Raw genomic sequence first — 21,923 nt, 5'->3', positions numbered from 1 at the left:
GTTTGTGCGCTGCCGTGTTATGCATAAGGCGTGACTCCCTCCCGCCCAGCAGCCGCCGTTCCCCAGCTCAAGTCGGTCAGCCTCCGGGAACAGGCGCGGGAGGCGTTGCGGACCCGGATCGTGCTCGGGGAGATCGAGCCGGGGCAGGTGGAGAGCGTCATCAATGTGGCAGCCGCGCTCGGCGTCTCCGTCACGCCGGTCCGGGAAGCGGTCATGGACCTCGCCAACCTCGGCATCGTCGAGGTCATCCGCAACCGGGGCTTTCGGGTGCCGGTCCTGACCGATCACGACCTGGACGAGATCTTCCGGTTGCGCACCATGCTCGAAGCGCCGGCCATGTCCGAGGTCGCCGAACTCCTCGGCGGTCGGCCCATCCCGCAGTTCCGGCAGCTGGCCGAGCAGATCACCGATGCGGCCCGGGAAGGGGACTTGACCTCCTACCTCGATCTCGACCGGCAGTTCCACCTGGGGCTCCTGGAGCTGCTGGGCAACCGCCGTCTGGTGGCGATGGTCGGCCGGCTGCGCGATCAGGCCCGTATGCAGGGCCTTCAGAAGCTTGCGGACCAGGGCGAGTTGACCCGTTCCGGCGAGGAGCACATCGAGATCGTGGATGCCATCGAGTCGGGCAACGCCGAGTCGGCCGCCGAACTCATGCGCAAGCACCTCGCCCACAGCCGCGGCATCTGGGCGGGCCGGGCCGAGAACGACTCCTGAGTGAGAGGCGTACGCGGGCGCCAGTGCCGCGCACGCCTCTCACTCGGCCGGTCGGCGGGGCGGCTAACGCAGTACGAAGCCGGTGTCGAGGCCGTCCGTGGGATCGAGCTCGAAATGGTGCTCTCCGGTCCGGTACGCCGTCCCCGTGACTTCCGGAACGACGGCGGGGTAGCCGTCGGCGGTCAGCTCCTCGGCGATCCGGGCGTGGAAGCGGGTGCCGACGATCGAGTCGTGGACGAGGGTCTGGCCTTGTTTGAGGTGAGCGGTCGCTGCGAGGACGGCGACGCGTGAGCAGGTGCCGGAGCCGCACGGGGAGCGGTCGACTTGGCCGTCGGCGAAGACGGTGACGTTGCGCTGGTGCGGGTTGCCGTCCTCGTCGGTGCCGAGGTCGTCGTAGAGGATGGTGCCGTAGATGCCGCTGAGGCGCTCGTCGGTGGGATGGCGGGCGTGCTCGGTGTCGTTCAGCGCCCATTTCACCTCGCGCCCGATCGCGATGAGGTCGGAGTAGTGCTCGGGGGTGACGGCCAGTTGGACGCTCGCGGCGTTCAGGTGTGCGTAGATGGCGCCGCCGTAGGCGATGTCGACGACGACGTCCCCGCGGGAGGTGGCCACGGTGATGTGTTCGGCGAGGCGGTAGCTGGGGACGTTGACGAAGTCGACGCCGGTGATCTGTTCGCCCGCAGTGTGCACGCGCAGGGTGACCCGGCCCGAGGGGACATCGATGACGACGGTGGTGACGCCGGAGGGGTCGCGGGCGACGCGGCCGGTCTGCACGGCCCAGACGGCGAGCGCGATGGAGCCGTGGCCACAGGCGGTCGAGAAGCCGTCCTTGTGCCAGAACAGCACCCCGAAGTGGGCACCCTCGTCGTCGGGCGGGGTGATGAATCCGCCGTACATGTCGGCGTGTCCGCGGGGTTCGAAGCACAGCAGCTTGCGCAGGTTGTCCACCGTGGGGTCGCCGATGGCGAACATGCGGCGTTCGGCGACGGTGGCCCCTTCGATGGCGACCGGCGGTTCGGGGACGATGCGGAACGGCTCACCGCCGGTGTGGTAGTCGGTGGTGGATACCTGATGGATGGTCATGAGGTCCTTTTCGCGGCTCGTGTCGAATGTCGTGCGGCCCATCCGCCGGGCGGGTTCAGAACCGTACGGCGTCGACGAAATCGGCCAGTTCGGGATCGTCGCTGGAGCGGAAGACCAAGTCGGGGGCGGTATCCACGCGGGTGCGGCCGTCGCAGAAGAGCCCCGGCCGGCTGGCCGCCTCGGAGCCGAACGTCGAGGAGTCGGCGAAGTCGTCAAGGGCCATGGCGGACGATCTCCTGCGAACGAGGGGCGACTTTGCGCTCAGGGCTGTCCCGCCAGGGATTGCGGGACAGCCCTTAGGAGTGAGGCGTAATACCTTACGTAGAATCGGGCGGGTGTGCGGCGTTGTCAAGATCTCGGCCCTTGGAACGTCGGCGACGCGCAGCGGACCACCGCAAGCTCGGATGGTCTGGTGTGCTGCTCTCGCGCGATGGATGGTTCCCACCGCCGATCACGGCGTCGGTCGGCGCCGGCAGGTCCGCTGCCGGCGGCCTGGACGGCCGCCGGCGCCACCACGAAAGCCCCGCTCAGGGCCACACCAGGCAGTACGCCTGATGCCCCGCGTCATGCAACCGGTGGCTGAAGTCCTGCCACTCGTGCAGCAGTTGGTAGACGTTGAACGCGTCGCGCGGGCCGCCCCGGTCCGGGACCGTGGACCAGATGAAGGCCGCGGCACCCACCGACTCCTCTCCGACGCCGCGCAGCGGGTCGACGACCGTCATCGGGAGCTTGACCACCGCGTAGTCGGGGTGCAGGACGACCAGTTCCAGCGGGGGGACCCTGTGCAGGGGTATGCCCTGGATGCCGGTGAGGACCATCGCCGCCACCGTCTCCGGCTTGATCTTGGTGAACATGCCGCCCATGCCCAGTTCGTCGCCGCCGAGTTCCTCGGGGCGCATCGAAATGGGCACCCGGGCCGCGGTGGCCCCGTCGGGGGCGCCGAAGTACTTGTAGGTCACCCCCACCCGGCCACCACTCCTGCTCCCGGCTCCGCCACCCGGCGCACCACCGGCCTGCCTGCCCTGCCTGCCCTGTCTGCGCTCTGCCTCACGCCGGTGCCGACCCCGCCGGGCAGGCTCGGGCCCCAGGTCGTCGGTCCCTTCGCCCACTCCGCCACCGCGATGCATATCTCATCCACCCGACTACTACTTAAGGAGACACAGCCCCCGCCGTGCAACCCGATCATCGTGTCAGTGACCTCCCCCGCGGACGTGCGGTGAAACACCTGTCCGCAAGACCGTCCGTGGCTCTGACACCATGGTTGGTGTGAGCTTTCCCTATGACGCCCCAGTTTCGCAGACGCTTTTCGACCGCGCGTCCCTCGTGACGCCCGGCGGCGTGAACTCTCCCGTCCGTGCCTTCCGGGCCGTGGGCGGTACGCCCCGCTTCATGGTGTCCGGTGCCGGTCCTTACCTCACCGACGCCGACGGCCGTGAGTATGTAGACCTTGTGTGCTCGTGGGGGCCGATGATCCTCGGCCACTCCCACCCCGAGGTCATCGCCGCAGTCCAGGAGGCTGTCGCCCGCGGCACCTCGTTCGGTACGCCCGGTGAGGGCGAGGTCGCGCTCGCCGAGGAGATCGTGGCCCGGGTCGAGCCCGTGGAGCAGGTACGACTGGTGTCGTCCGGCACCGAGGCGACCATGTCCGCCATCCGTCTCGCCCGCGGGTTCACCGGCCGGGCCAAGGTGGTGAAGTTCGCCGGCTGCTACCACGGCCACGTCGACGCGCTGCTCGCCGCCGCCGGATCCGGGGTCGCGACCTTCGGTCTGCCGGACACCCCGGGGGTCACCGGCGCCCAGGCCGGCGACACGATCGTGCTGCCGTACAACGACCTGGACGCCGTGCGGGAGGCGTTCGCCGCGCAGCCCGGCGAGATCGCCTGTGTGATCACCGAGGCGTCGCCGGGCAACATGGGTGTCGTACCGCCGCTGGACGGTTTCAACGCCGGGCTCAAGGAGATCTGCGCCGCCAACGGGGCGCTCTACATCTCCGACGAGGTCATGACCGGTTTCCGTACCTCGAAGGCCGGCTGGTTCGGCGTCGACGGGGTGCGGCCCGACCTGATGACCTTCGGCAAGGTCATGGGCGGCGGCTTCCCGGCCGCGGCCTTCGGCGGGCGCGCGGACGTGATGGCGCACCTCGCCCCGGCCGGCCCCGTCTACCAGGCGGGCACCCTCTCCGGGAACCCGGTCGCCACCGCCGCCGGTCTCGCCCAGCTGCGGCTGCTCGACGACGCCGCGTACGCGAAGGTGGACGCGGTCTCCGCGGAGATCCGCGGCCTGGTCAGCGAGGCGCTCGCCAAGGAAGGCGTGGCGCACACCGTGCAGGCGGCGAGCAACATGTTCTCCGTCTTCTTCACCGACCGGCCAGTGCGGAACTACGAGGACGCGAAGCAGCAGGAAGCTTTCCGCTTCACCGCCTTCTTCCACTCGCTGCTGTCGCAGGGCGTCTACCTGCCGCCGTCCGCCTTCGAGTCCTGGTTCGTCTCCACCGCCCATGACACGCGGGCCGTCGAGCGCATCGCCGCCGCCCTGCCCGCCGCCGCCCGTGCCGCATCGGAGGCCACCGCATGAGCGGGAACGAAAGCCGCAAGGACATCACCGTCGTCCATCTGATGCGGCACGGAGAGGTGCACAACCCGGAGGGCGTGCTGTACGGGCGCCGTCCCGACTACCACCTCTCCGAGCTCGGCCGGCAGATGGCCGACCGGGTGGCCGAGCACCTGAAGGACCGCGACATCACCCATGTCGTCGCCTCCCCGCTGGAGCGCGCCCAGGAGACCGCCACACCGATCGCCCGGACGCACGGTCTCGACCTGGCCACCGACGAGCGGCTCATCGAGGCCGCCAACGTCTTCGAGGGCAAGACCTTCGGGGTCGGCGACGGGGCGCTGCGCAAGCCGGACAACTGGAAGCATCTGACGAATCCGTTCCGGCCGTCGTGGGGCGAGCCGTACATCGAGCAGGTCGTACGGATGATGGGCGCCCTGGACGCGGCGCGCGACGCGGCGCGCGGTCACGAGGCGGTGTGCGTCAGCCACCAGCTGCCGATCTGGATCGTGCGGAGCTTCGTGGAGCGGCGGCGGCTGTGGCACGACCCGCGCAAGCGGCAGTGCACGCTCGCGTCGCTGACCAGCTTCACGTACCAGGGCGACAAGATCGTGTCGGTCGGGTACACGGAGCCGGCGCGGGATCTGGTCCCGGCGCATCTGCGGGCCGGGGCGAAGCCGGTGAAGGGGAAGTCGAAGGCGTTCGGCGCCTAATACTGTGTCGTTGCAGTACTAAGGGCTGTCCCCAGTCCGGCGAGGGTGCGGTGCACCGGGCCCCGGGGCCCGGCCCGTCGCTCTTCCCGGTTCTCCGGTCGCCGTTCGGTCCTCCACCGCCGGACGGGCCCGGTCCGAACGCCCGTCCGGCGACGGTGCTGCCGCGACGGGACCGGCGTCCCGGGGCCGGGGGATGGAGCCGGCCCGGCCATCAGTCATACGTTCGCTCACATGCCGGGCCTGGCCACGTAAAGAAAAATGTGCTAGTTCGCGGAACCGTCGTGTTGTTTCCCTCATCTAAGCCTTCGCCAGTTTGTATGGACTTGAGGTAAAACGACCGCAGATGGGGAACGCATGCGCGAGATCAGCCGAAGGGGACTGCTCGGAGTCGGGGTCGGGGCCGCGGCCACGATCGGTCTGGCCGGGTGCGGCTTCTCCGGGTCGGGGTCGGACACGGGGAGCGCCGGCGACAAGGGGGCCGATGGACGCAACCGGGGGACCGGCCCTGCGAAGAAGGACGTCCGGGAGATCGGGGACGGTTCCACCGCGGACACCGGGAAGCAGCCGCACCAGCCGAAAGCGCCGGTTCCGCTCGAACCCGGGCAGACGCCGCCGCAGTTCGTGATCTTCTCCTGGGACGGGGCGGGCGAGGTCGGCAACGGGCTCTTCCCGCGCTTTCTGGAACTCGCCAAGGACCACGACGCGGCGATGACCTTCTTCCTCTCCGGCCTCTATCTGCTGCCCGAGTCGAAGAAGTCCAAGTACCGGCCGCCCAACAACGCGATAGGCGCTTCCGACATCGGATATCTCACCGATGATCACATCAAGGAGACGCTGAAGAACGTCCGTCAGGCCTGGCTCGACGGCCACGAGATCGGCACGCACTTCAACGGACACTTCTGCAGCGGTTCCGGGTCGGTCGCGAACTGGTCGCCCACCCAGTGGCGGAGTGAAATCGATCAGGCGGTCTCCTTCGTCACCGAATGGCGCACGAACACCGGCTGGACCGACCTCGACCCGCTGCCTTTCGACTACCACAAGGAACTGATCGGCGGCCGTGCCCCCTGCCTGCTCGGCCAGGACAATCTGCTGCCCACGGCGAGCAAGCTGGGCTGGCGCTACGACGCCAGTTCGCCCGGCGGCACCCAGGTGTGGCCCCGGAAGCGCGAGGGTGTCTGGGATCTGCCGTTGCAGGGCATGCCGTTCCCCGGGCACTCCTTCGAAGTCCTTTCGATGGACTACAACATCCTCGCCAACCAGTCGCAGAATTCGACCAAGGGCATGCCCTCGCGTTATCCGGGCTGGCGGAAGCAGGCCACCGGGGCGTATCTCGCCGGTTTCAACCGCGCGTACACGACGAATCGCGCTCCCTTCTATATCGGAAACCACTTCGAGGAGTGGAACGGCGGCATCTACATGGATGCGGTCGAGGAGACGATCAAGAAAATCGCGGGGAAGCCGGATGTGCGGCTCGTCTCCTTCAAGCAGTTCGTCGACTGGCTCGACGTCCAGACCCCGGCCGTGCTCGACAAGCTCCGTACGCTGGGTGTCGGACAGTCCCCCGAGGGCGGCTGGAACACCTTCTTTAAACAGTCCTGACATCGGGCTTTACGGGCATCAAGGGGGGTGCCCGAGAGTGCCGGAACCGCCATGCGAAACTTTTCACATGAGCTTTAGCCGCGCACCTCGACGCCGCTTCACCCTGCTCGCCGCCCCCGCAGCGGCCGTCGCGCTCGCACTCACGCTGACGGCGTGCGGTGGGGGCGGCAACAAGGCCGGCGGTGGTGGCAACACGAACTTCGTCACGGGCAGTGGCGGAATCTCTACCATCGACAAGGCCGACCGCAAGCCCGCCCCGAAGCTCGATGGCGAGACCCTCGACGGCAAGCAGCTCGACGTCGCCGACTACAAGGGCAAGGTCGTCGTGCTGAACGTGTGGGGCTCGTGGTGCGGCCCCTGCCGGCTGGAGGCCCAGTACTTCACGAGGGTGGCGAAGGAGACGAAGGACAAGGGCGTCCAGTTCGTCGGGATCAACACCCGGGACGCCCAGAAGGGCCCCGCCATCAGCTTCGAGAAGGACTACGGGGTCACCTACCCGAGCTTCTTCGACCCGACCGGCAAGCTCATGCTCCGCTTCCCCAAGGGCACGCTCCGCCCGCAGTCCATTCCGTCGACCGTGGTCCTGGACCGGGACGGGAAGATCGCCGCCCGTTCCCTGACCGCGCTGGACTCCGACAAGCTGCACAAGATGATCGACCCGCTGATCGCGGAGAAGTGATTCCGTGCTCACCCTTGCCGCGCTCCAGGGCGAGAACCAGACCATCGTGGACGGGGCGCTGATCGTCGCCCTGCCCGTCGCCGTACTCGCCGGGCTCGTCTCGTTCTTCTCGCCGTGCGTCCTGCCGCTCGTCCCCGGTTACCTCAGTTACGTCACCGGGGTCAGCGGCACGGACCTGGCGCAGGCCAGGCGCGGGCGGATGGTCGCGGGCGCCTCGCTCTTCGTGCTCGGCTTCACCGCCGTGTTCGTCTCCGGCGGCGCGCTCTTCGGCTTCTTCGGCCAGACCCTCCAGGAGCACAGCGGGACGCTCACCAAGATCCTCGGCGTGCTGATGATCCTGATGGGCATCTTCTTCATGGGCCTGATGCCGTGGATGACGCAGCGCGAATTCCGTATCCACAAGAGGCCGGTGACCGGGCTGGTGGGCGCACCGCTGCTGGGCGCCCTCTTCGGGATCGGCTGGACCCCGTGCCTCGGCCCGACGCTCAGCTCGGTGAGCATCCTCGCGATGGAGCAGGGCACCGCCGGACGCGGGGCGGTACTGACCGTCGCATACTGTCTCGGGCTCGGCCTGCCCTTCGTGCTCGCCGCAGTCGCCTTCCGCAAGGCGCTCGGTGCCTTCGGGTGGGTCAAGCGCCACTACGCATGGGTCATGCGGATCGGCGGCGTCATGATGATCGCGACCGGACTGCTCCTGCTGACCGGTGTGTGGGACACCATGATGCAGGAATTGCAGGGCTGGTCCGACGGCTTCACTGTGGGGATCTGAGTTCCATGAGCAACACCAAGTCCAATCAGGCCCCGGCCCCGCAGCGCGGGAGCCGCGACGCGCGGGAGGCCCGGGAGCAACAGGACCGGGAGAGCGCCCGCGAACTGGGCGCGGCCGGCTCGCAGCTCTCCACCGCCCCGCGCGAGGAGACCGTGGCCAACCTGCCGGCCATGGGCGTCATCGGCTGGGCCCGCTGGTTCTGGCGGCAGCTCACCTCGATGCGGGTGGCGCTGATCCTGCTCTTCCTGCTGTCGCTCGGCGCCATCCCCGGCTCGCTGATCCCGCAGAACAGCGTGGACGAGCTGAAGGTGCAGACCTTCAAGGAAGCCCACACCACCGTCTCGCCGATCTACGAGAAGCTCCAGTTCTTCGACGTCTACAGCTCGGTGTGGTTCTCCGCGATCTACATCCTGCTGTTCATCTCGCTCATCGGCTGCATCGTGCCGCGCACCGGCCAGTTCGTCGGCCAGCTGCGCAGCCGCCCGCCGGGCGCCCCCAAGCGCCTGACCCGGCTGCCCGCGTACACCACCTGGCGCACCGAGGCCGAGCCCGAGCAGGTCCGCGAGGCCGCGCTCGCGATGCTGCGCGGGCGCCGCTACCGCGCGCACACCGCGGGGGACGCGGTCGCCGCCGAGAAGGGCTACCTGCGCGAGGCCGGAAACCTGCTCTTCCACATCGCCCTGATCGTGATGCTGGTGGCGTTCGCCTTCGGACAGCTCTTCAAGTCCGAGGGCGGCAAGCTGATCGTCGAGGGCGACGGCTTCTCCAACACACAGACGCAGTACGACGACTTCAAGTCCGGTTCGCTGTTCGACCCGGACTCGCTCGCCCCGTTCAGCTTCAAGCTCGACAAGTTCATCGGTACGTACGAGCGCAGCGGCCCCCAGATCGGTACGCCCCGGACCTACGAGGCCCATGTGACGTACGAGGCGGGCGCCTCCGGCAAGCCGCAGAAGACCGTCATCAAGGTCAACGAGCCTCTCGTCGTCGACGGCACCAAGGTCTACCTCAACGCGCACGGCTACGCACCCGTCGTCTCCGTCAAGGACGCGAGCGGCAAGGAGGTCTACCGGAACGCCGTGCCGCTGCTGCCCATCGACAACAACGTCACCTCGACCGGTGCGATCAAGGTGATGGACGGTTACCGCGACAAGAACGGCAAGAAGAGCCAGCTGGGCTTCCAGGCCTTCTTCGTGCCGACCTTCGCGGGCGACGGCAAGGGCACGATGTTCTCGCAGTTCCCCGCTGCCGACATGCCCGTCCTGGCCCTCAACGGCTACTACGGCAGCCTCGGCGTCGACTCCGGACTGCCGCAGAACGTGTACCAGCTGGACAAGTCCAAGATGAAGGCGTTCAAGGACAGCGAGGGCAACCCGCTCAAGCAGCGCCTGGCGGTCGGCGACACGATGAAGCTGCCCGACGGAGCCGGCTCGATCACCTTCGAGGGTGTCGAGGAGTGGGCCAGCTTCCAGATCTCCGAGCAGCCCGCCAGCGGCTGGGCGCTCGCCGGAGCCATCGCCGCGATCGCCGGACTCGCGGGTTCGCTGTTCATCCAGCGGCGCCGGATCTGGGTGCGGGCCGTACGCGGTGCGGACGGCGTCACCGTCGTCGAAATGGCGGGTCTCGGCCGCAGCGAGTCCGCGAAGCTTCCCGAGGAGCTGGCCGATCTCGCGGTCACGCTCAACGCCGTGGCGCCCACCGCGCCCGGCCCCGACACCGACCCCGGATCCGATGCCGGCTCCGTCGAAGAATCCTCCGTAGAACCTGTCGAAGGGGCTGAGAAGTGAATCTCGCCGCCGCAACCAACGAGAACCTGGCGCACACCAGCAATGTGCTGATCTATTCGGCGATGGCCGTCTACACCCTGGCCTTCTTCGCGCACATCGCGGAATGGGTGTTCGGCAGCCGCAGTAAGGTCGGCCGCACCGCGGCCGCCCTGACCGGGGCCGAGAACGCCGGGGCGCCGGTGAAGGTGCAGGTCGCGCAGCAGGGCGGCGGCACCGCCGTGCTGGAACGCCCGAAGATCATCACGCGCTCCGCAGCCGGTTCCCGCGACGTCCCGGACGGGCCCGGCGCGGCCGGCGGCACCTTCAAGGGCGACCTGTACGGGCGCATGGCGATCTCCATGACCGTGCTCGCCTTCCTCGTGCAGGTCGGCGGAGTCCTCGCCCGCGCGCTGTCCGTGCAGCGTGCCCCCTGGGGCAACATGTACGAGTTCTCCATCACCTTCTCCACGGTGGCGGTCGGCGCGTACCTGATCCTGCTCGCGCTGAAGAAAAACGTCCGCTGGATGGGGCTGCTCCTGGTCACCACCGTCCTGCTGGACCTCGGCATCGCGACCACGATTCTCTACACCGACAGTGACCAGCTGGTGCCCGCACTGCACTCGTACTGGCTGTGGATCCACGTCTCCACCGCCATCATCTGCGGCGCCGTCTTCTACATCGGTGCGGTCTCCACCCTGCTCTACCTCTTCCGCGACAGTTACGAGAGCAAGCTCGCGGGCGGCGGGCAGCCCGGCTCGTTCGCCCGGTCCGTGCTCTCCCGGCTGCCCGCCGCCTCGACGCTCGACAAGTTCTCGTACCGCATCAACGCCGCCGTCTTCCCGCTGTGGACGTTCACGATCATCGCGGGCGCCATCTGGGCGGGCGACGCGTGGGGCCGCTACTGGGGCTGGGACCCCAAGGAGGTCTGGTCCTTCATCACCTGGGTCGCGTACGCCGCCTACCTGCACGCGCGCGCCACCGCAGGGTGGAAGGGCCGCAAGGCCGCCTATCTGGCGCTCATCGCCTTCGGCTGCTGGCTCTTCAACTACTACGGCGTGAACATCTTCGTCACCGGCAAGCACTCCTACGCCGGCGTCTGACCGGCGCCCACTTGCAACGACCTCGCCCGCGATGGGCAGCGCGGCGCCGCCGACCATCGCGGGCGAGGCCGTAAGGGTGCGGATCCCGGATCACCGGGCCACGCTGGAACCATGACCGATGCGACCCCCGTCATCGAGCGTGGCACCAGCGAGACCCATGGTGACGTGCACACCCTGCGGTTCCTGCTACGGCTGCCCCACCCCGTTCCACGGGTGTGGGCAGCCGTTGCCAGTTCCGAGGGGCTGGCGGGCTGGCTCGCCGCCGCCGACCCGTTCGAACCGCACATCGGCGGCGCGATCACGCTGCGCTGGCTGAACACCGACCGGGACGGGCACGCCACGGTCGCCTCCGGCACCATCACCGCCTGGGACGTCGAGCGGATCGCCGAGTACACCCTCGAAGGGCTCCACGGACGCATGCGCTTCCATCTGGAGCCACCGCGCGGCGACCATGTGCTGCTGCGCTTCACGAACCAGTTCCGGGGCGACGACGCACTGCGCCTGGACTGCCTCGCCGGCTGGCACGACCACTTCCGCTACCTCGCGGACACGCTCGACGGATACCCCGCCGACTGGTCGAAGTGGACCCCGGTGCGGTGGGCGGAGCTGCGCGAGGAGTACGCGGCGGCCGACAGGCTCTGAAGGCGGAGTCAGGGCGCCGAGGACGGCGGCAGGCACTTCGGGTCCGGCGGCGTGCCCTCCGGCCAGGCGATCGCCACGAACCGCTGACGGGCGTCCTCGGGCGCCAGCTCCACCACCGGCACCGCCTTGTTGTACGGGTTCCCGTGGTTGTCCAGGCAGATCCAGCCACTGGCCCCCGACACCCGCAACGATCCCTTCACCCGTGGCCACTGCTCACCCACGTCCGCGGGCTGCGGCAGCCGCTTCTTGTCCGGGGTCGCCTGCCGGATGCCGTGCACGGCCAGGGACATCGCGTCGTACGCGATGATGACCTGACCGTCGGTCAGATCCTGGTGACGGGTCGGGCCGACCGGGCCCACGGGCTTCTTCGCCACCGTGGCCAGCAGATCCAGGAAGCTCCGGTAGTCCGCCGCGGAACCGCCGGCCGCCGCGCCGCCCCCTCCCTTCGCTGCTGCCGCCGCCCAGGTGTCCGGGTGCGCCAGCGAGGCGTAACGGACCGTGACCTTGCGGCGCAGCGCGCTCCGGTCGAGCTTCGTGTCGCTGCCGAGGTACGAGCCCTCGTCGCCGGTCAGGATCGTGAACGGGCGGCTCTGGCAGCCTCGCGAGCCGAGCGCGTTGATGAACTGCCGCAGCTGGGTGTGGCGTCCGGCGAAGAACACCGTATCCGCGTCCGTGTCACAGATGAGGTGGGTGATCTGCTGGAACGTATTGGCCGTGGTGCCCTCGTCGTTGGGGTCCTGGCGCGAGGTGAACAGCTGCGGCTCGTACTGCGTGCCCTTCACCAGCGAGGTGAACGCCCCCCGCAACGTGTCCGTGTAGTGGTCCCCGGTACGGGTGTCCTGCACCAGCAGCGCCTTGTCGGCCTTGACCCGCCCGAAGTGCGCCAGTGCCCGCGCCTCGTCCCGGTTGGTCGGCGACACGCGTGCCAGCCCGGGGAACGGGTCGCCGCCCGGGCCGTTGGCGATGTCGTCGGCGGTGATCGTGGTGCCGACGACCGCGATGCGCGCGGCGGTCAGCTCCCGGACCGCCTCCCTGACCTGCGTACTGCTGGTGGCGACCCCCGACACGGCCCGCAGGTGGTCCGGGGCGCCGGTCATCGTCTTCAGCCGGTCCACCGTCGGCCGCCACAGCAGGTTGTTCTTCCCCGTGTTGGCCAGTACGAGGCGGATCTTGGGCACCTGCTCGTTCGACAGATGGTTGGCCCGGTACTGCTCGGCAAACGCGCCCTGCAGCTCACGCTGCATCTTCGTCTGCATCGCCCCGTCCGTCGACGTCAGCGGCAGCAGCAGCGCGACCGTGGCGTACCGGCCCGGCTCCAGGCCGGCGTTCTCCCGGGCGATGGCCGCGGCGACCTCGGTCAGCTTCGGCCGGCCGAAGTCGAAGCCGTCACCGGAGACGCCCACACACTCGTCGCTGCCCTGCGGCCGCTCGACCCCCTTCGCGCACGAGCGGTCCTCCGGAGCGGTCAGCCGGCCGATGCCGTACCAGCCGGACGTGACGACCAGGACGCCCACCACCACTGTGGTGACGACCTTCTGCCGCGCCGTGTACCAGACGCGATAACGCAGCGGATTACGCATGCGAGCCACCGTCCCCCCGCCTCTGCCCGCGCGGGCTGCCGTCCGGGCCCGGTGCTCCGTCCGTGCCCGGCGTCCCCGGCGGCATGGACAGCGACCGCCAGGCCCTGATGTCCCGCGGCCAGTGTGTCGCCGCGTCCCACAGCACGCTGTTGCCCGTCGGATGCCTGCCGGACAGTTGTCGCAGTTCGTGCGCCATCTTGTCGATCACCTCTTCGTCCGGCAGAGCCAGTGGATCGGACAGCAGCCATACGGCGTGCAGCAGCCTGCGCAGCTGCAACTGGAGCTCCACGGCCCGCTCGTCGAGCCCCGCGAGCCCCGTCTCCCCGTCCGGCAGTGAACCGGCCGCCTCCCGGCCGAGCGCGATCGCCCGCCGCGGATCGGGACCGGCCTGGCCGGGCGGACGCGGATACGGCGCCGAGGCGATGAACCGCAGCGAGCCGAGCCACGCCGTCACATCCCCGTCGAAGAACCGCTCCCGCAGATGCGTCACACAGTCCCGCGTCGTGCCCAGCACCAGTTCCTGGTGCAGCCGGTGCGGGACGCTCGGCCAGCGGCCCCCGGGCGCGTACGCCGTGCGCAGCGTCTCGTGCACCGCACGCCACACCGCGTAGTGGGGATGGTCGTCGTCCTGGAACCGCAGCCGGTGCAGCAGCAGCGCCCGCAGCAGCGGATCGGCGACGAAGTACTCGGGACCGACCGGCCAGCCCTGCGCCCGCAGCACATCCCGTACCTGCAGGGCCACATCGCCCTCCAGTGACCGGCCGCGCAGCCGGGCCGTGGCCAGCAGCCGCGCCGAATCCTCACCGTGGGCGGCGGCCAGCACGCTCAGCACGTCGAGCTGCTGCCCCGGCAGCAGCTGCGCCAGCAGTTCGTCCGCCACCCGCACCGGCGCCCGGTCCTCACGCAGCTCCACCGTCCGGTCCAGCAGCGCCCCCGGGACCAGCGAATCGGGCGCCGGTGCCGCCGACCGCGGCGTACCCGTCTGTAACGCCTCCGCCACCAGCGCCTCGCCCGCCGCCTGTGCCAGCAGCGCCACGCCCAGGGGGCGCCCGCCCGTCAGCCGGTGCACCCCGCGGGCCGGCCCGGCCGGGGCGCGGCCCACCGGATCGTGCCGGTCGAACGCCGCCTGCACATGCGCCGGGCTCAGCGCGGTGAGCTCCACGGCCAGAATCCCGGACGTCACCTCCGAACCGCGCACCCAGTGCGAACCGTGCGCCACCTCGGGCAGCCGCCTGCGCACCGCATGGCTCAGCCCCTCGTGACCGCGGGCGCGGGAGGAGGCGAACACGGCGATCCGATCGCGCACCCCGGCGGCCCGCTGCCGCAGCACCGGCTCGACCAGCTGCCGGCCCAGCAGCGTGTGCGCGTTGTCCAGCAGCAGCACCGGACGGCCCCGGCGCGCACCCCGCGCCAGCCCCCCGTACGCCCGCACCAGGTCAGCGACCAGTGCGAGCACCAGATGGTCCTCGGCGCGGCGACGCAGATCACCGCCGCGCTCGAAGTCGACCGCCAGCTGCCGCAGTCCGATCCTGCCGTTGCCGCCCGCGTGCGGATAGCTCCCGTACCAGTCCGCCGCACGGCGCTGGAACCGGTTGAACGACTCCTCCAGCACCGTCTCGATCGTGGCCTCCGCGATCATCCCGGCCAACGGCAGCATCGAGTCGAAGGCGCTGGCCGCCAGCTTCGTCAGCACCTTGGTGACCCAGCCCGTCGCCGCGTCCCCCCGGTTGTCGACGGTCGCCAGCACCGGGCCCAGCGACTGCAGATCCCGCTGCGCCCGTGTCTCGTCCTCCCGTGTCCAGGAGATCGAGGCGACGGCGACGAGCCCCAGGCTCAGCCGGGGGAACGACACCGGCCGCGCGGCACGCACCTTCGCCGTCAGCTGGGTGGCGAGCTCCGGCAGCGCCCCGGTGACCGGGGTCCAGCCGGGCCCGGGGTCCGCGGGCGGCACGACGGCCTCGCAGTCGACCAGGGCGACCGGGGTGGTCTCCCGGTACAGATGGCGCAGTTGCTTGAGCACGGCCGTCTTGCCCATGCCGCGGCCACCGGTCAGCACCGCGACCGGAGGATCGTCGCGGTGCTCGTACGCGACCCGGGCGGAGCCGTACGGAGCGAGACCGGTCAGACGCGCCGCAAGTCCGTCGTTCCCGAAAATCGCCTCGCGCCCGTGCAGCTCTCTCTCCACAGCACCCCCCAGCGCCGATGTCCCAACCGATCTGTCACACCGTCAACACCAGGATATCGGCGGGGCGTTGGGGCAAGGTGTAGATTTTCGAACGATTGGGGACGCGGGGTGGTGACGACGCGAGGCGGTTACTCAGCCCGCGCCGATGTCCTCGTGCCACAGGCGGGGATGATCCCGTACGAAGTCCCGCATGAGCGCGACGCATTCGGCGTCGTCGAGCAGCACGATCTCCACCCCGTGCCGGGCCAGCCAGTCGTGCCCGCCGCAGAACGTCTCCGCCTCGCCGATCACCACCCGCGAGATCCCGAACTGCCGTACCAGGCCGGAGCAGTACCAGCACGGGGAGAGGGTCGTCACCATCGTCGTACCCCGGTAGGACCGCTGCCGCCCGGCCGCCCGGAAGGCGGCCGTCTCCGCGTGCAGGGACGGATCGCCGTCCTGGACGCGGCGGTTGTGGCCACGGCCCAGGAGCGCGCCGTCCGGCCCGTACAGCGCGGCCCCGACAGGGATGCCGCCCTCGGCGAGACCGGTACGGGCCTCGGCTAAGGGCTGTCCCGTAGTCCCTGGTGGATCAGCGCGCGGCGTCAGATGCGGTGCATCGCAAGGCGGAGGGGCGTCCGCATACTGGATGTATTCGGACGTTCCGACAACGCGGCGAGGTGCCGTAGCTGTCGTCGTGCGCCCGCCAGGGATTACGGGGCAGCCCTTAGGGCGGTGGCGAGCATGGCGCGGTCGTTCATGCGGGTGTGCTCCTGGTCGCCGTCGCCGGGGGTGCTGCCCCCGGGCCTTTGCTGCTCACTCGCCGGAGGGGCTGGAGCTCTCCCCGCTCTCCCGGCGCTTGAGTTCCTCCTCGCGGCGGCGCAGGTCCGCCTCCCAGTCCTTGAGGAGCGACTCGTCCTTCTTGTTCTCTTCCTTCAGCGCCTGGAGGAACTCCGGATTGTCGTCCGGCGCCACCCACTGCGAGCGGTGATTGCGGTGCCATTCGGACGGCGTGCGGCCTCCGGCGGGCGCCTGGCGCAGCTTGCCCGCGGCCAGCCAGACGATCGGGCCCACGATCCAGAACAGCAGGATGATGAAGACCCAGGCGATCTTCGGCAGGTGCTTGGCCTCGTCCTCGGGGGTGTTCAGGCAGTCGATGAACGCGTAGATCGTCAGTGCCAGGGGCAGGAGATAGATCAGGGCCCGGAACATGGTGGAAAGTCCCCCTGCGGAGAGATGGCGGGGCTTGTCCCGCCCCGGTGACGCGCCCAGAGTAGCCGGTGTCAATGACACCCCACGGCGAGCAGGTGGGAACTGGCGGCGAGCAGGTCGGGGTAGGGCTCCGCCATACGGGCCGCGGCCAGCGCGGAGGCGAACATCCGCGATGCGGTGAGGGACTCCCCGGTGTGCTGCTCGGTCGCTTTCAGCAGGGCCCAGGCGGGGCCCTCGACGCCGTACATCCGGGTGTCGGTGAGACCCGCCTCACGCATTTCGGCCTCCAGCTCGGGGCCGGTGTGGAAGTACGCCTCGGTGAACCCCTTCTTACCGTCGTGCGAACCGGTGGCCAGGATCTTGGCGATGTTCTGCTGGAGCGGAGCCCCATCCAGGTGCGCGAACGCGGTGTGCTCGAACAGTGAGGCGTACCGGTTGATGCCCGCCGCGGCGACGAGCCCGCCGGGCCGGACCACTCGACGGGCCTCGGCGAGGGCGGCCCGGCGGTCGGCGGGGTCGACGAGGTGGTAGAGCGGGCCGAGGAGCAGAACCACGTCGTAGGAGTCGTCCTGGGCGCTCAGGTCTCGCGCGTTCCCCAGCTCGACACTGCACCCGGCGCCCTCGGCCTCCGTGATGTGACGCGGTACGGGGTCCACTAGATGTACCCGGTAACCGTCCTCGGAGAGCCATCGGGCGTGCGTTCCCGGACCGCCGCCGACGTCGAGCACGGACGCCGGTGCGGGAGGGAGGTGACGGCGCAGGAGTTCCTGGGTGCGGACCATCTCCAGGACGCCGTCGGCGGGGACGGACAGCCGGTTCGCCTCGTTGAACGTGGAGGTGTAGAACTCGATGATCCTCGGCGGTACTTGGTGAGTCGTCATGAATCCGTCCCGTTCATGGCCGAAGCCCCGGCGTATTCGTCCCTCGATTAACCTAGCCGGTTGACCTGTCCAGTTACCAGGAGGCCACTGTGCCGCTACTCAAGTACGAGCAGATCGCCGAGTCCCTGCGCGCCAGGATCTCGGACGGGGAGTTCGGTCCAGGAGATCTTCTGCCGTCCGGGCGCGACCTGTGCGAGCAGTGGTCGGTGTCGCGGGCCACTGTCATCAAGGCGATGGACGTGTTGCGCGGGGACGGACTCGTCGTGGCCCGGCAGGGCTCGGGCTTCACGGTCGTCGAGACTCCCGTGGCCCGCCCGGCGGGGCGGCGGACTGCTGGCTCGGCCCGCGTATCCGGTGGCAGCCCCTTCCGGCGGCTCGGTACACCCGGTAAGGAGAAACCGCCGACGAGGGTGGCCGAGGCGCTCGGGCTGCGGAGCGACGGTGTAGCCCTTCGTCGCGATCGGCTGATGCTGCTCGATGACGGCACGCCTTTGTCCCTGGTCACCGCATGGTTCCCGGAGGAGGTGGCCGACGCCTGCCCCAAGCTCGCCCAGAAGGGGCCGATCGCGGAAGGAACCACGCATTACGTCGCCAGGACGCTCGGCCGGTTCCCGGCTCAGGGGACGGATGTGCTCTCGGTGCGCCTTGCCACCGAGAGTGAGGCCAGGCAGCTGGGTCTCACGCTGCCGACCGCCGTCGCGGTTGTCCTTCACACGGCGAGTGACGGCACCGGACGCGTGCTGGTGTGCGAGGAAGGTGTGACCCCGGCGCACCTCTGGGAGCAGGTCGACAGCTACCCGATGGGCGGAAGCAGCCAGGAATAGCTTGACTGGACCGGTCAACCGGTCCAGTCTCAAATTCATGAACTCCTCAGAGCAACTCGATGCCACTTGCGCCCGGTTGCTTCCATGGGTCAGGCCAGATGGCGGACCGTGCTATCTGCGTACGGACGGCCATGGGTATGTGTCGCGTGTCGCGGACCAGATGGAAGTCGTGCAACTCGGCATGGGCGCCGAGGTCCTCGACTGTGCCAAGCCGGTCATTGCGGCCGCCGGTGCGACGACGACAGAACTCCGTTTTGCCGCTGCCCGGTTGGCCGAATGCCTGACCGATGCGCTGCGGATTGCCGAGAGCCGGGGCGGGCGCCTTCAGCAGAGACGGGCTGGGGGACACCGTGTGGAGTCTGACGAGGGTGAGCGGGCAGCGTCCGAGGGTGGTGTGGTGGACGGCGAGTTCCAGTGGCCGTAGCCCCGGCGAAGCCGGTCGTCCGGGTGCGGGCGCGTCCCTGTCCCGTCAGGAGCCACGAGGTGGGGCACCCCAGGTGATCGCCAAGGGTGATGACAAACTGGACGGCATGGCTTACGACGATCTTCGTTCCCTCCTCCGGGCCCTGGAGCGCGAGGGCGAGCTCAAGCGCATCAAGGCCGAGGTCGACCCGTATCTGGAGGTCGGCGAGATCGTCGACCGGGTGAACAAGGCGGGCGGGCCCGCGTTGCTCTTCGAGAACGTCAAGGGGTCCTCGATGCCCCTGGCCATGAATGTGTTCGGGACCGACAAGCGGCTGCTCAAGGCGCTCGGGCTGAAGTCGTACGCCGATATCAGCGACAAGATCGGCGGGCTGCTCAAGCCGGAGCTGCCGCACGGCTTCGTCGGGGTGCGGGAGGCGTTCGGGAAGCTCGGCTCGATGGTGCACGTGCCGCCGAAGAAGGTGAAGTCCGAGAGCGCGCCCGTGCAGGAGACCGTTCTCACCGGCGACGACGTGGACCTGGAACAGCTGCCCGCGCTGTTCACCTGGCCCGAGGACGGCGGCTCGTTCTTCAACCTGGGGCTCACGCACACCAAGCACCCGGAGACCGGCGTACGGAACCTGGGGCTGTACCGGCTCCAGCGCCACGACCGGCGCACCATCGGGATGCACTGGCAGATCCACAAGGACAGCCGCAACCACTACCAGGTCGCCGCCAAGCGCGGGGAGCGGCTGCCGGTCGCGATCGCGTTCGGGGCGCCGCCCGCGGTGACGTACGCCTCCACCGCACCGCTGCCGGGGGACATCGACGAGTACCTCTTCGCCGGGTTCATCCAGGGCAAGCGGATCGAGATGGTCGACTGCAAGACCGTGCCGTTGCAGGTGCCGGCGCAGGCGGAGGTCGTCATCGAGGGGTGGCTGGAGCCCGGGAAGATGCTTCCCGAGGGGCCCTTCGGGGACCACACCGGCTTCTACACGCCGCAGGAACCGTTCCCCGCGCTGACCATCGACTGCGTGACCATGCGGAGGCGTCCGCTGCTGCAGTCGATCGTGGTGGGCCGGCCGCCGACCGAGGACGGGCCGCTGGGGCGGGCCACCGAGCGGTTCTTCCTACCGCTCCTCAAGATCATCGTGCCGGACATCGTGGACTACCACCTGCCGGAGGCGGGCGGCTTCCACAACTGCGCGATCGTCTCGATCGACAAGAAGTACCCGAAGCACGCCCAGAAGGTGATGAGTGCCATCTGGGGCGCGCACATGATGTCGCTGACCAAGCTCATCGTGGTCGTGGACTCCGACTGCGACGTCCACGATCTGCACGAGGTGGCGTGGCGGGCGCTCGGCAATACGGACTACGCGCGGGACCTGACCGTCACCGAGGGGCCGGTCGATCATCTCGACCATGCCTCCTACCAGCAGTTCTGGGGCGGCAAGGCGGGGATCGACGCGACGCGGAAGTGGCCCGAGGAGGGCTACACCCGGGACGGGGGCTGGCCGGACATGGTCGAGTCCGACCCGGAGACGGCGGCGAAGGTCGACCGCCGGTGGAAGGAATACGGACTGTGAGCGCCGCCGAAGCAGCACTGGGCTCAGGGCCCGTACAGCCGAGCAGCAAGGTGAAGGCGTTTCTGCGGCTCGTGATGATCGAGCACTCGGTCTTCGCGCTGCCCTTCGCCTACATCGCCGCCCTGACCGCGATGTTCCAGGCGGACAAGTCCATCCACTGGTTCACCCTGCTGCTGGTCACCGTGGCCATGGTGGGGCTGCGGACGTTCGCGATGGCCTGCAACCGGATCATCGACCGGGAGATCGACGCCCGTAACCCGCGTACCGCGAGCCGGGAGCTGGTCACCGGGGCGGTCTCCGTGAAGTCGGCGTGGACGGGGGCGGTGGTCGCCGTCGTCTTCTTCCTCGGGGCGGCCGCTCTGCTGAACCCGCTCTGTCTGGCGCTGGCGCCGGCCGCCGTCGTGCCGATGGTGGTCTATCCGTACGGGAAGCGGTTCACCCACTACCCGCACGCCATCCTCGGTATCGCACAGGCCATAGGGCCGATCGGTGCCTGGCTGGCGGTGACCGGCAGCTGGTCGTGGGACGCGGTGATCCTCGGTCTCGCGGTCGGGATCTGGATCGGTGGCTTCGACCTGATCTTCGGCTGCCAGGACGTCCAGGCGGACCGGGCGCACGGGGTGCTGTCGGTGCCGGCCCGGTTCGGGATTCCGGCCGCGCTCTGGGGGGCGCGGGTCTGCCATGTGGTGACGACCGGGCTGCTGGTCTGGTTCGGGCTGGCCACGGAGGCGGGTCTCTTCTACTGGATCGGCATGGTGATCGTCGCCGTCGCCTTTGTCTACGAGCACCGGGTGGTGCGGCCGCACGACCTGTCCCGGCTGAACCGGGCGTTCTTCTCGGTCAACGGGTTCATCGGGATGGCGCTGTTCGCCTGCGCGCTGCTGGACCTGCTGGTGCGGGGCCTGACGGTCTGAGTCGGGGCGCCGGGGCGGGCGCGCGACGCATGGGCGGGACCACGGCGCGCGGCATACGAGCGGGACCATGGGGCGGACGGGATCACGGCATCAGCGGGGCGGGTGCCGGTGCCGGTGCCTTCCCGGGGCGGCGGAAGACGAACGCCGCCACCACGCCCGCCGCCAGTCCGAACAGGTGGCCCTGCCAGCTGACCGAGGCGTCGGCGGGGGATATCCCCACCAGGATCGACGAGCCCCATATCGCGCCGACCACCAGGCCGACGCCGATGTCGAGGAGTCTGCGGTCCACGAAGCCGCGGACCAGCAGATAGCCGAAGAGGCCGAAGACCAGTCCGGACGCGCCCGCCGTGTTGGAGTGGTCCGGCGCGACCAGCCAGATGCCGAGGCCGTCGACCACGATGATCAGCGCGGCCACGGCCGCGAACCTGCGCAGGCCGCCCAGCGCGGCGAGGAAGCCGAAGACCAGCAGCGGCACGCTGTTGGACGCGACGTGGCCGAAGCCGAAGTGGATGAAGGACGCGGGCACGACGTCCAGCAGTTCGCCCGGTCGGCGCGGCTCTATCCCGTAGGTGTCCAGCGAGTGACCGGTCGCCGCGTCGACGGCTTCGAGGATCCAGAGGAAGGCGACCCAGCCCAGCATCAGCTTGGCCGCGGCCTTCGCGCGGTCGCCCGTGTTCCACGCCGACGTGAATCGATCCGACGATGCGGTCACCGATGCCCCCCTGCCGTCCCGTGTCGCCCCCGT

At 69.5% G+C, this 21,923-nt stretch carries 22 protein-coding genes; 13 read left to right on the top strand and 9 right to left on the bottom strand.

The window, feature by feature from the left end:
- The first annotated feature begins 30 nt into the window (after positions 1 to 30).
- The gene (locus tag ACF08M_RS26240; RefSeq protein ID WP_392187714.1) at positions 31 to 714 is read left to right on the top strand and encodes a GntR family transcriptional regulator; all 684 of its coding nucleotides are present in this window, start codon (positions 31 to 33) and stop codon (positions 712 to 714) included.
- 63 nt (positions 715 to 777) lie between these two features.
- Here ACF08M_RS26240 and ACF08M_RS26235 read toward each other — a convergent pair whose 3' ends face one another.
- The 3 genes from ACF08M_RS26235 to ACF08M_RS26225 all read right to left on the bottom strand — a co-directional run bounded on the left by ACF08M_RS26235 (position 778) and on the right by ACF08M_RS26225 (position 2,924).
- Positions 778 to 1,797: a proline racemase family protein gene (locus ACF08M_RS26235; protein ID WP_392187713.1), complete on the bottom strand. Its 1,020-nt coding sequence runs from the start codon at positions 1,795 to 1,797 to the stop codon at positions 778 to 780.
- Positions 1,798 to 1,852: 55 nt separating this feature from the next.
- Positions 1,853 to 2,020 carry a hypothetical protein gene (locus tag ACF08M_RS26230; RefSeq protein WP_392187712.1) on the bottom strand — a complete coding sequence of 56 codons (168 nt, stop codon included), beginning with the start codon at positions 2,018 to 2,020 and terminating at the stop codon, positions 1,853 to 1,855.
- Between the two features lie 304 nt (positions 2,021 to 2,324).
- Entirely contained in the window at positions 2,325 to 2,924 is a 600-nt protein-coding gene (locus tag ACF08M_RS26225) for a hypothetical protein (RefSeq protein WP_392187711.1), read from the bottom strand.
- A gap of 130 nt (positions 2,925 to 3,054) precedes the next feature.
- Here ACF08M_RS26225 and hemL point away from each other — a divergent pair, with 130 nt between their 5' ends.
- From hemL to ACF08M_RS26185, 8 genes are all read left to right on the top strand, one after another.
- On the top strand, positions 3,055 to 4,371 hold the full coding sequence (hemL, locus tag ACF08M_RS26220; RefSeq protein WP_392187710.1) for a glutamate-1-semialdehyde 2,1-aminomutase: 1,317 nt from the start codon (positions 3,055 to 3,057) through the stop codon (positions 4,369 to 4,371).
- A complete protein-coding gene (locus ACF08M_RS26215) occupies positions 4,368 to 5,060 on the top strand; it encodes a histidine phosphatase family protein (RefSeq protein ID WP_392187709.1) in 693 nt (230 codons plus the stop codon). The genes hemL and ACF08M_RS26215 overlap by 4 nt, the downstream gene beginning before the upstream one ends.
- Before the next feature lie 354 nt (positions 5,061 to 5,414).
- Complete coding sequence (locus ACF08M_RS26210; RefSeq protein ID WP_392187708.1) at positions 5,415 to 6,659, top strand: hypothetical protein; 1,245 nt, start codon at positions 5,415 to 5,417, stop codon at positions 6,657 to 6,659.
- A 67-nt stretch (positions 6,660 to 6,726) separates the two neighbouring features.
- Positions 6,727 to 7,338: a TlpA family protein disulfide reductase gene (locus ACF08M_RS26205; RefSeq protein WP_392187707.1), complete on the top strand. Its 612-nt coding sequence runs from the start codon at positions 6,727 to 6,729 to the stop codon at positions 7,336 to 7,338.
- A gap of 4 nt (positions 7,339 to 7,342) precedes the next feature.
- Entirely contained in the window at positions 7,343 to 8,107 is a 765-nt protein-coding gene (locus ACF08M_RS26200; protein ID WP_392187706.1) for a cytochrome c biogenesis CcdA family protein, read from the top strand.
- A gap of 5 nt (positions 8,108 to 8,112) precedes the next feature.
- Positions 8,113 to 9,894 (top strand): cytochrome c biogenesis protein ResB, encoded by a 1,782-nt coding sequence (locus ACF08M_RS26195; protein ID WP_392187705.1) that lies wholly within the window; start codon positions 8,113 to 8,115, stop codon positions 9,892 to 9,894.
- Positions 9,891 to 10,973 (top strand): c-type cytochrome biogenesis protein CcsB, encoded by a 1,083-nt coding sequence (ccsB, locus tag ACF08M_RS26190; protein WP_392187704.1) that lies wholly within the window; start codon positions 9,891 to 9,893, stop codon positions 10,971 to 10,973. The genes ACF08M_RS26195 and ccsB overlap by 4 nt, the downstream gene beginning before the upstream one ends.
- 111 nt (positions 10,974 to 11,084) lie before the next feature.
- The gene (locus tag ACF08M_RS26185) at positions 11,085 to 11,615 is read left to right on the top strand and encodes an SRPBCC domain-containing protein (protein WP_392187703.1); all 531 of its coding nucleotides are present in this window, start codon (positions 11,085 to 11,087) and stop codon (positions 11,613 to 11,615) included.
- 8 nt (positions 11,616 to 11,623) lie between these two features.
- Here the strand turns inward: ACF08M_RS26185 and ACF08M_RS26180 are convergent, their stop codons facing one another.
- The 5 genes from ACF08M_RS26180 to ACF08M_RS26160 form a co-directional block, all read right to left on the bottom strand.
- Positions 11,624 to 13,195 (bottom strand): ABC transporter substrate-binding protein, encoded by a 1,572-nt coding sequence (locus tag ACF08M_RS26180; RefSeq protein WP_392187702.1) that lies wholly within the window; start codon positions 13,193 to 13,195, stop codon positions 11,624 to 11,626.
- Entirely contained in the window at positions 13,188 to 15,380 is a 2,193-nt protein-coding gene (locus ACF08M_RS26175) for a hypothetical protein (RefSeq protein WP_392187701.1), read from the bottom strand. Before ACF08M_RS26175 ends, ACF08M_RS26180 begins: the two co-directional genes overlap by 8 nt.
- Positions 15,381 to 15,512: 132 nt before the next feature.
- Positions 15,513 to 15,968, bottom strand: a complete 456-nt coding sequence (locus ACF08M_RS26170; protein ID WP_392187771.1) for a nucleoside deaminase — start codon at positions 15,966 to 15,968, stop codon at positions 15,513 to 15,515.
- A gap of 207 nt (positions 15,969 to 16,175) precedes the next feature.
- Positions 16,176 to 16,571, bottom strand: a complete 396-nt coding sequence (locus tag ACF08M_RS26165; protein WP_392187700.1) for a PLD nuclease N-terminal domain-containing protein — start codon at positions 16,569 to 16,571, stop codon at positions 16,176 to 16,178.
- A 71-nt stretch (positions 16,572 to 16,642) separates the two neighbouring features.
- On the bottom strand, positions 16,643 to 17,452 hold the full coding sequence (locus ACF08M_RS26160; RefSeq protein ID WP_392187699.1) for a class I SAM-dependent methyltransferase: 810 nt from the start codon (positions 17,450 to 17,452) through the stop codon (positions 16,643 to 16,645).
- Positions 17,453 to 17,541: 89 nt separating this feature from the next.
- Here ACF08M_RS26160 and ACF08M_RS26155 point away from each other — a divergent pair, with 89 nt between their 5' ends.
- The 4 genes from ACF08M_RS26155 (at position 17,542) to mqnP (ending at position 21,178) form a co-directional block, all read left to right on the top strand.
- Positions 17,542 to 18,276 (top strand): GntR family transcriptional regulator, encoded by a 735-nt coding sequence (locus ACF08M_RS26155; RefSeq protein WP_392187698.1) that lies wholly within the window; start codon positions 17,542 to 17,544, stop codon positions 18,274 to 18,276.
- Positions 18,277 to 18,313: 37 nt separating this feature from the next.
- Positions 18,314 to 18,700: a hypothetical protein gene (locus ACF08M_RS26150; RefSeq protein ID WP_392187697.1), complete on the top strand. Its 387-nt coding sequence runs from the start codon at positions 18,314 to 18,316 to the stop codon at positions 18,698 to 18,700.
- Between the two features lie 106 nt (positions 18,701 to 18,806).
- Positions 18,807 to 20,264 carry a menaquinone biosynthesis decarboxylase gene (locus tag ACF08M_RS26145; protein ID WP_392187696.1) on the top strand — a complete coding sequence of 486 codons (1,458 nt, stop codon included), beginning with the start codon at positions 18,807 to 18,809 and terminating at the stop codon, positions 20,262 to 20,264.
- Positions 20,261 to 21,178, top strand: a complete 918-nt coding sequence (mqnP, locus tag ACF08M_RS26140) for a menaquinone biosynthesis prenyltransferase MqnP (protein WP_392187695.1) — start codon at positions 20,261 to 20,263, stop codon at positions 21,176 to 21,178. Before ACF08M_RS26145 ends, mqnP begins: the two co-directional genes overlap by 4 nt.
- Positions 21,179 to 21,260: 82 nt before the next feature.
- Here mqnP and ACF08M_RS26135 read toward each other — a convergent pair whose 3' ends face one another.
- Positions 21,261 to 21,818: a rhomboid family intramembrane serine protease gene (locus tag ACF08M_RS26135; protein WP_392187770.1), complete on the bottom strand. Its 558-nt coding sequence runs from the start codon at positions 21,816 to 21,818 to the stop codon at positions 21,261 to 21,263.
- Between the last annotated feature and the right edge of the window lie 105 nt (positions 21,819 to 21,923).

It is taken from the genome of Streptomyces sp. NPDC015032 (genome assembly GCF_043080425.1).
Taxonomy (GTDB): Bacteria; Actinomycetota; Actinomycetes; order Streptomycetales; family Streptomycetaceae; genus Streptomyces.
The sequence above is the reverse complement of the archived record's forward strand: the minus strand, read 5'-3'. Positions and strand labels throughout refer to the sequence as shown.

What these genes read in the sequence shown, in the direction of transcription:
- ACF08M_RS26150 (WP_392187697.1), top strand. Translation starts at nt 18,314, where the DNA reads ATGAACTCCTCAGAGCAACTCGATGCCACTTGCGCCCGGTTGCTTCCA.
- ACF08M_RS26205 (WP_392187707.1), top strand. Translation starts at nt 6,727, where the DNA reads ATGAGCTTTAGCCGCGCACCTCGACGCCGCTTCACCCTGCTCGCCGCC.
- ACF08M_RS26235 (WP_392187713.1), bottom strand. Translation starts at nt 1,797, where the DNA reads ATGACCATCCATCAGGTATCCACCACCGACTACCACACCGGCGGTGAG.
- ACF08M_RS26225 (WP_392187711.1), bottom strand. Translation starts at nt 2,924, where the DNA reads ATGCATCGCGGTGGCGGAGTGGGCGAAGGGACCGACGACCTGGGGCCC.
- ACF08M_RS26230 (WP_392187712.1), bottom strand. Translation starts at nt 2,020, where the DNA reads ATGGCCCTTGACGACTTCGCCGACTCCTCGACGTTCGGCTCCGAGGCG.
- ACF08M_RS26210 (WP_392187708.1), top strand. Translation starts at nt 5,415, where the DNA reads ATGCGCGAGATCAGCCGAAGGGGACTGCTCGGAGTCGGGGTCGGGGCC.
- hemL (WP_392187710.1), top strand. Translation starts at nt 3,055, where the DNA reads ATGGTTGGTGTGAGCTTTCCCTATGACGCCCCAGTTTCGCAGACGCTT.
- ACF08M_RS26165 (WP_392187700.1), bottom strand. Translation starts at nt 16,571, where the DNA reads ATGTTCCGGGCCCTGATCTATCTCCTGCCCCTGGCACTGACGATCTAC.
- ACF08M_RS26135 (WP_392187770.1), bottom strand. Translation starts at nt 21,818, where the DNA reads ATGCTGGGCTGGGTCGCCTTCCTCTGGATCCTCGAAGCCGTCGACGCG.
- ACF08M_RS26160 (WP_392187699.1), bottom strand. Translation starts at nt 17,452, where the DNA reads ATGACGACTCACCAAGTACCGCCGAGGATCATCGAGTTCTACACCTCC.
- ACF08M_RS26145 (WP_392187696.1), top strand. Translation starts at nt 18,807, where the DNA reads ATGGCTTACGACGATCTTCGTTCCCTCCTCCGGGCCCTGGAGCGCGAG.
- ACF08M_RS26195 (WP_392187705.1), top strand. Translation starts at nt 8,113, where the DNA reads ATGAGCAACACCAAGTCCAATCAGGCCCCGGCCCCGCAGCGCGGGAGC.
- ACF08M_RS26215 (WP_392187709.1), top strand. Translation starts at nt 4,368, where the DNA reads ATGAGCGGGAACGAAAGCCGCAAGGACATCACCGTCGTCCATCTGATG.
- ACF08M_RS26185 (WP_392187703.1), top strand. Translation starts at nt 11,085, where the DNA reads ATGACCGATGCGACCCCCGTCATCGAGCGTGGCACCAGCGAGACCCAT.
- ACF08M_RS26180 (WP_392187702.1), bottom strand. Translation starts at nt 13,195, where the DNA reads ATGCGTAATCCGCTGCGTTATCGCGTCTGGTACACGGCGCGGCAGAAG.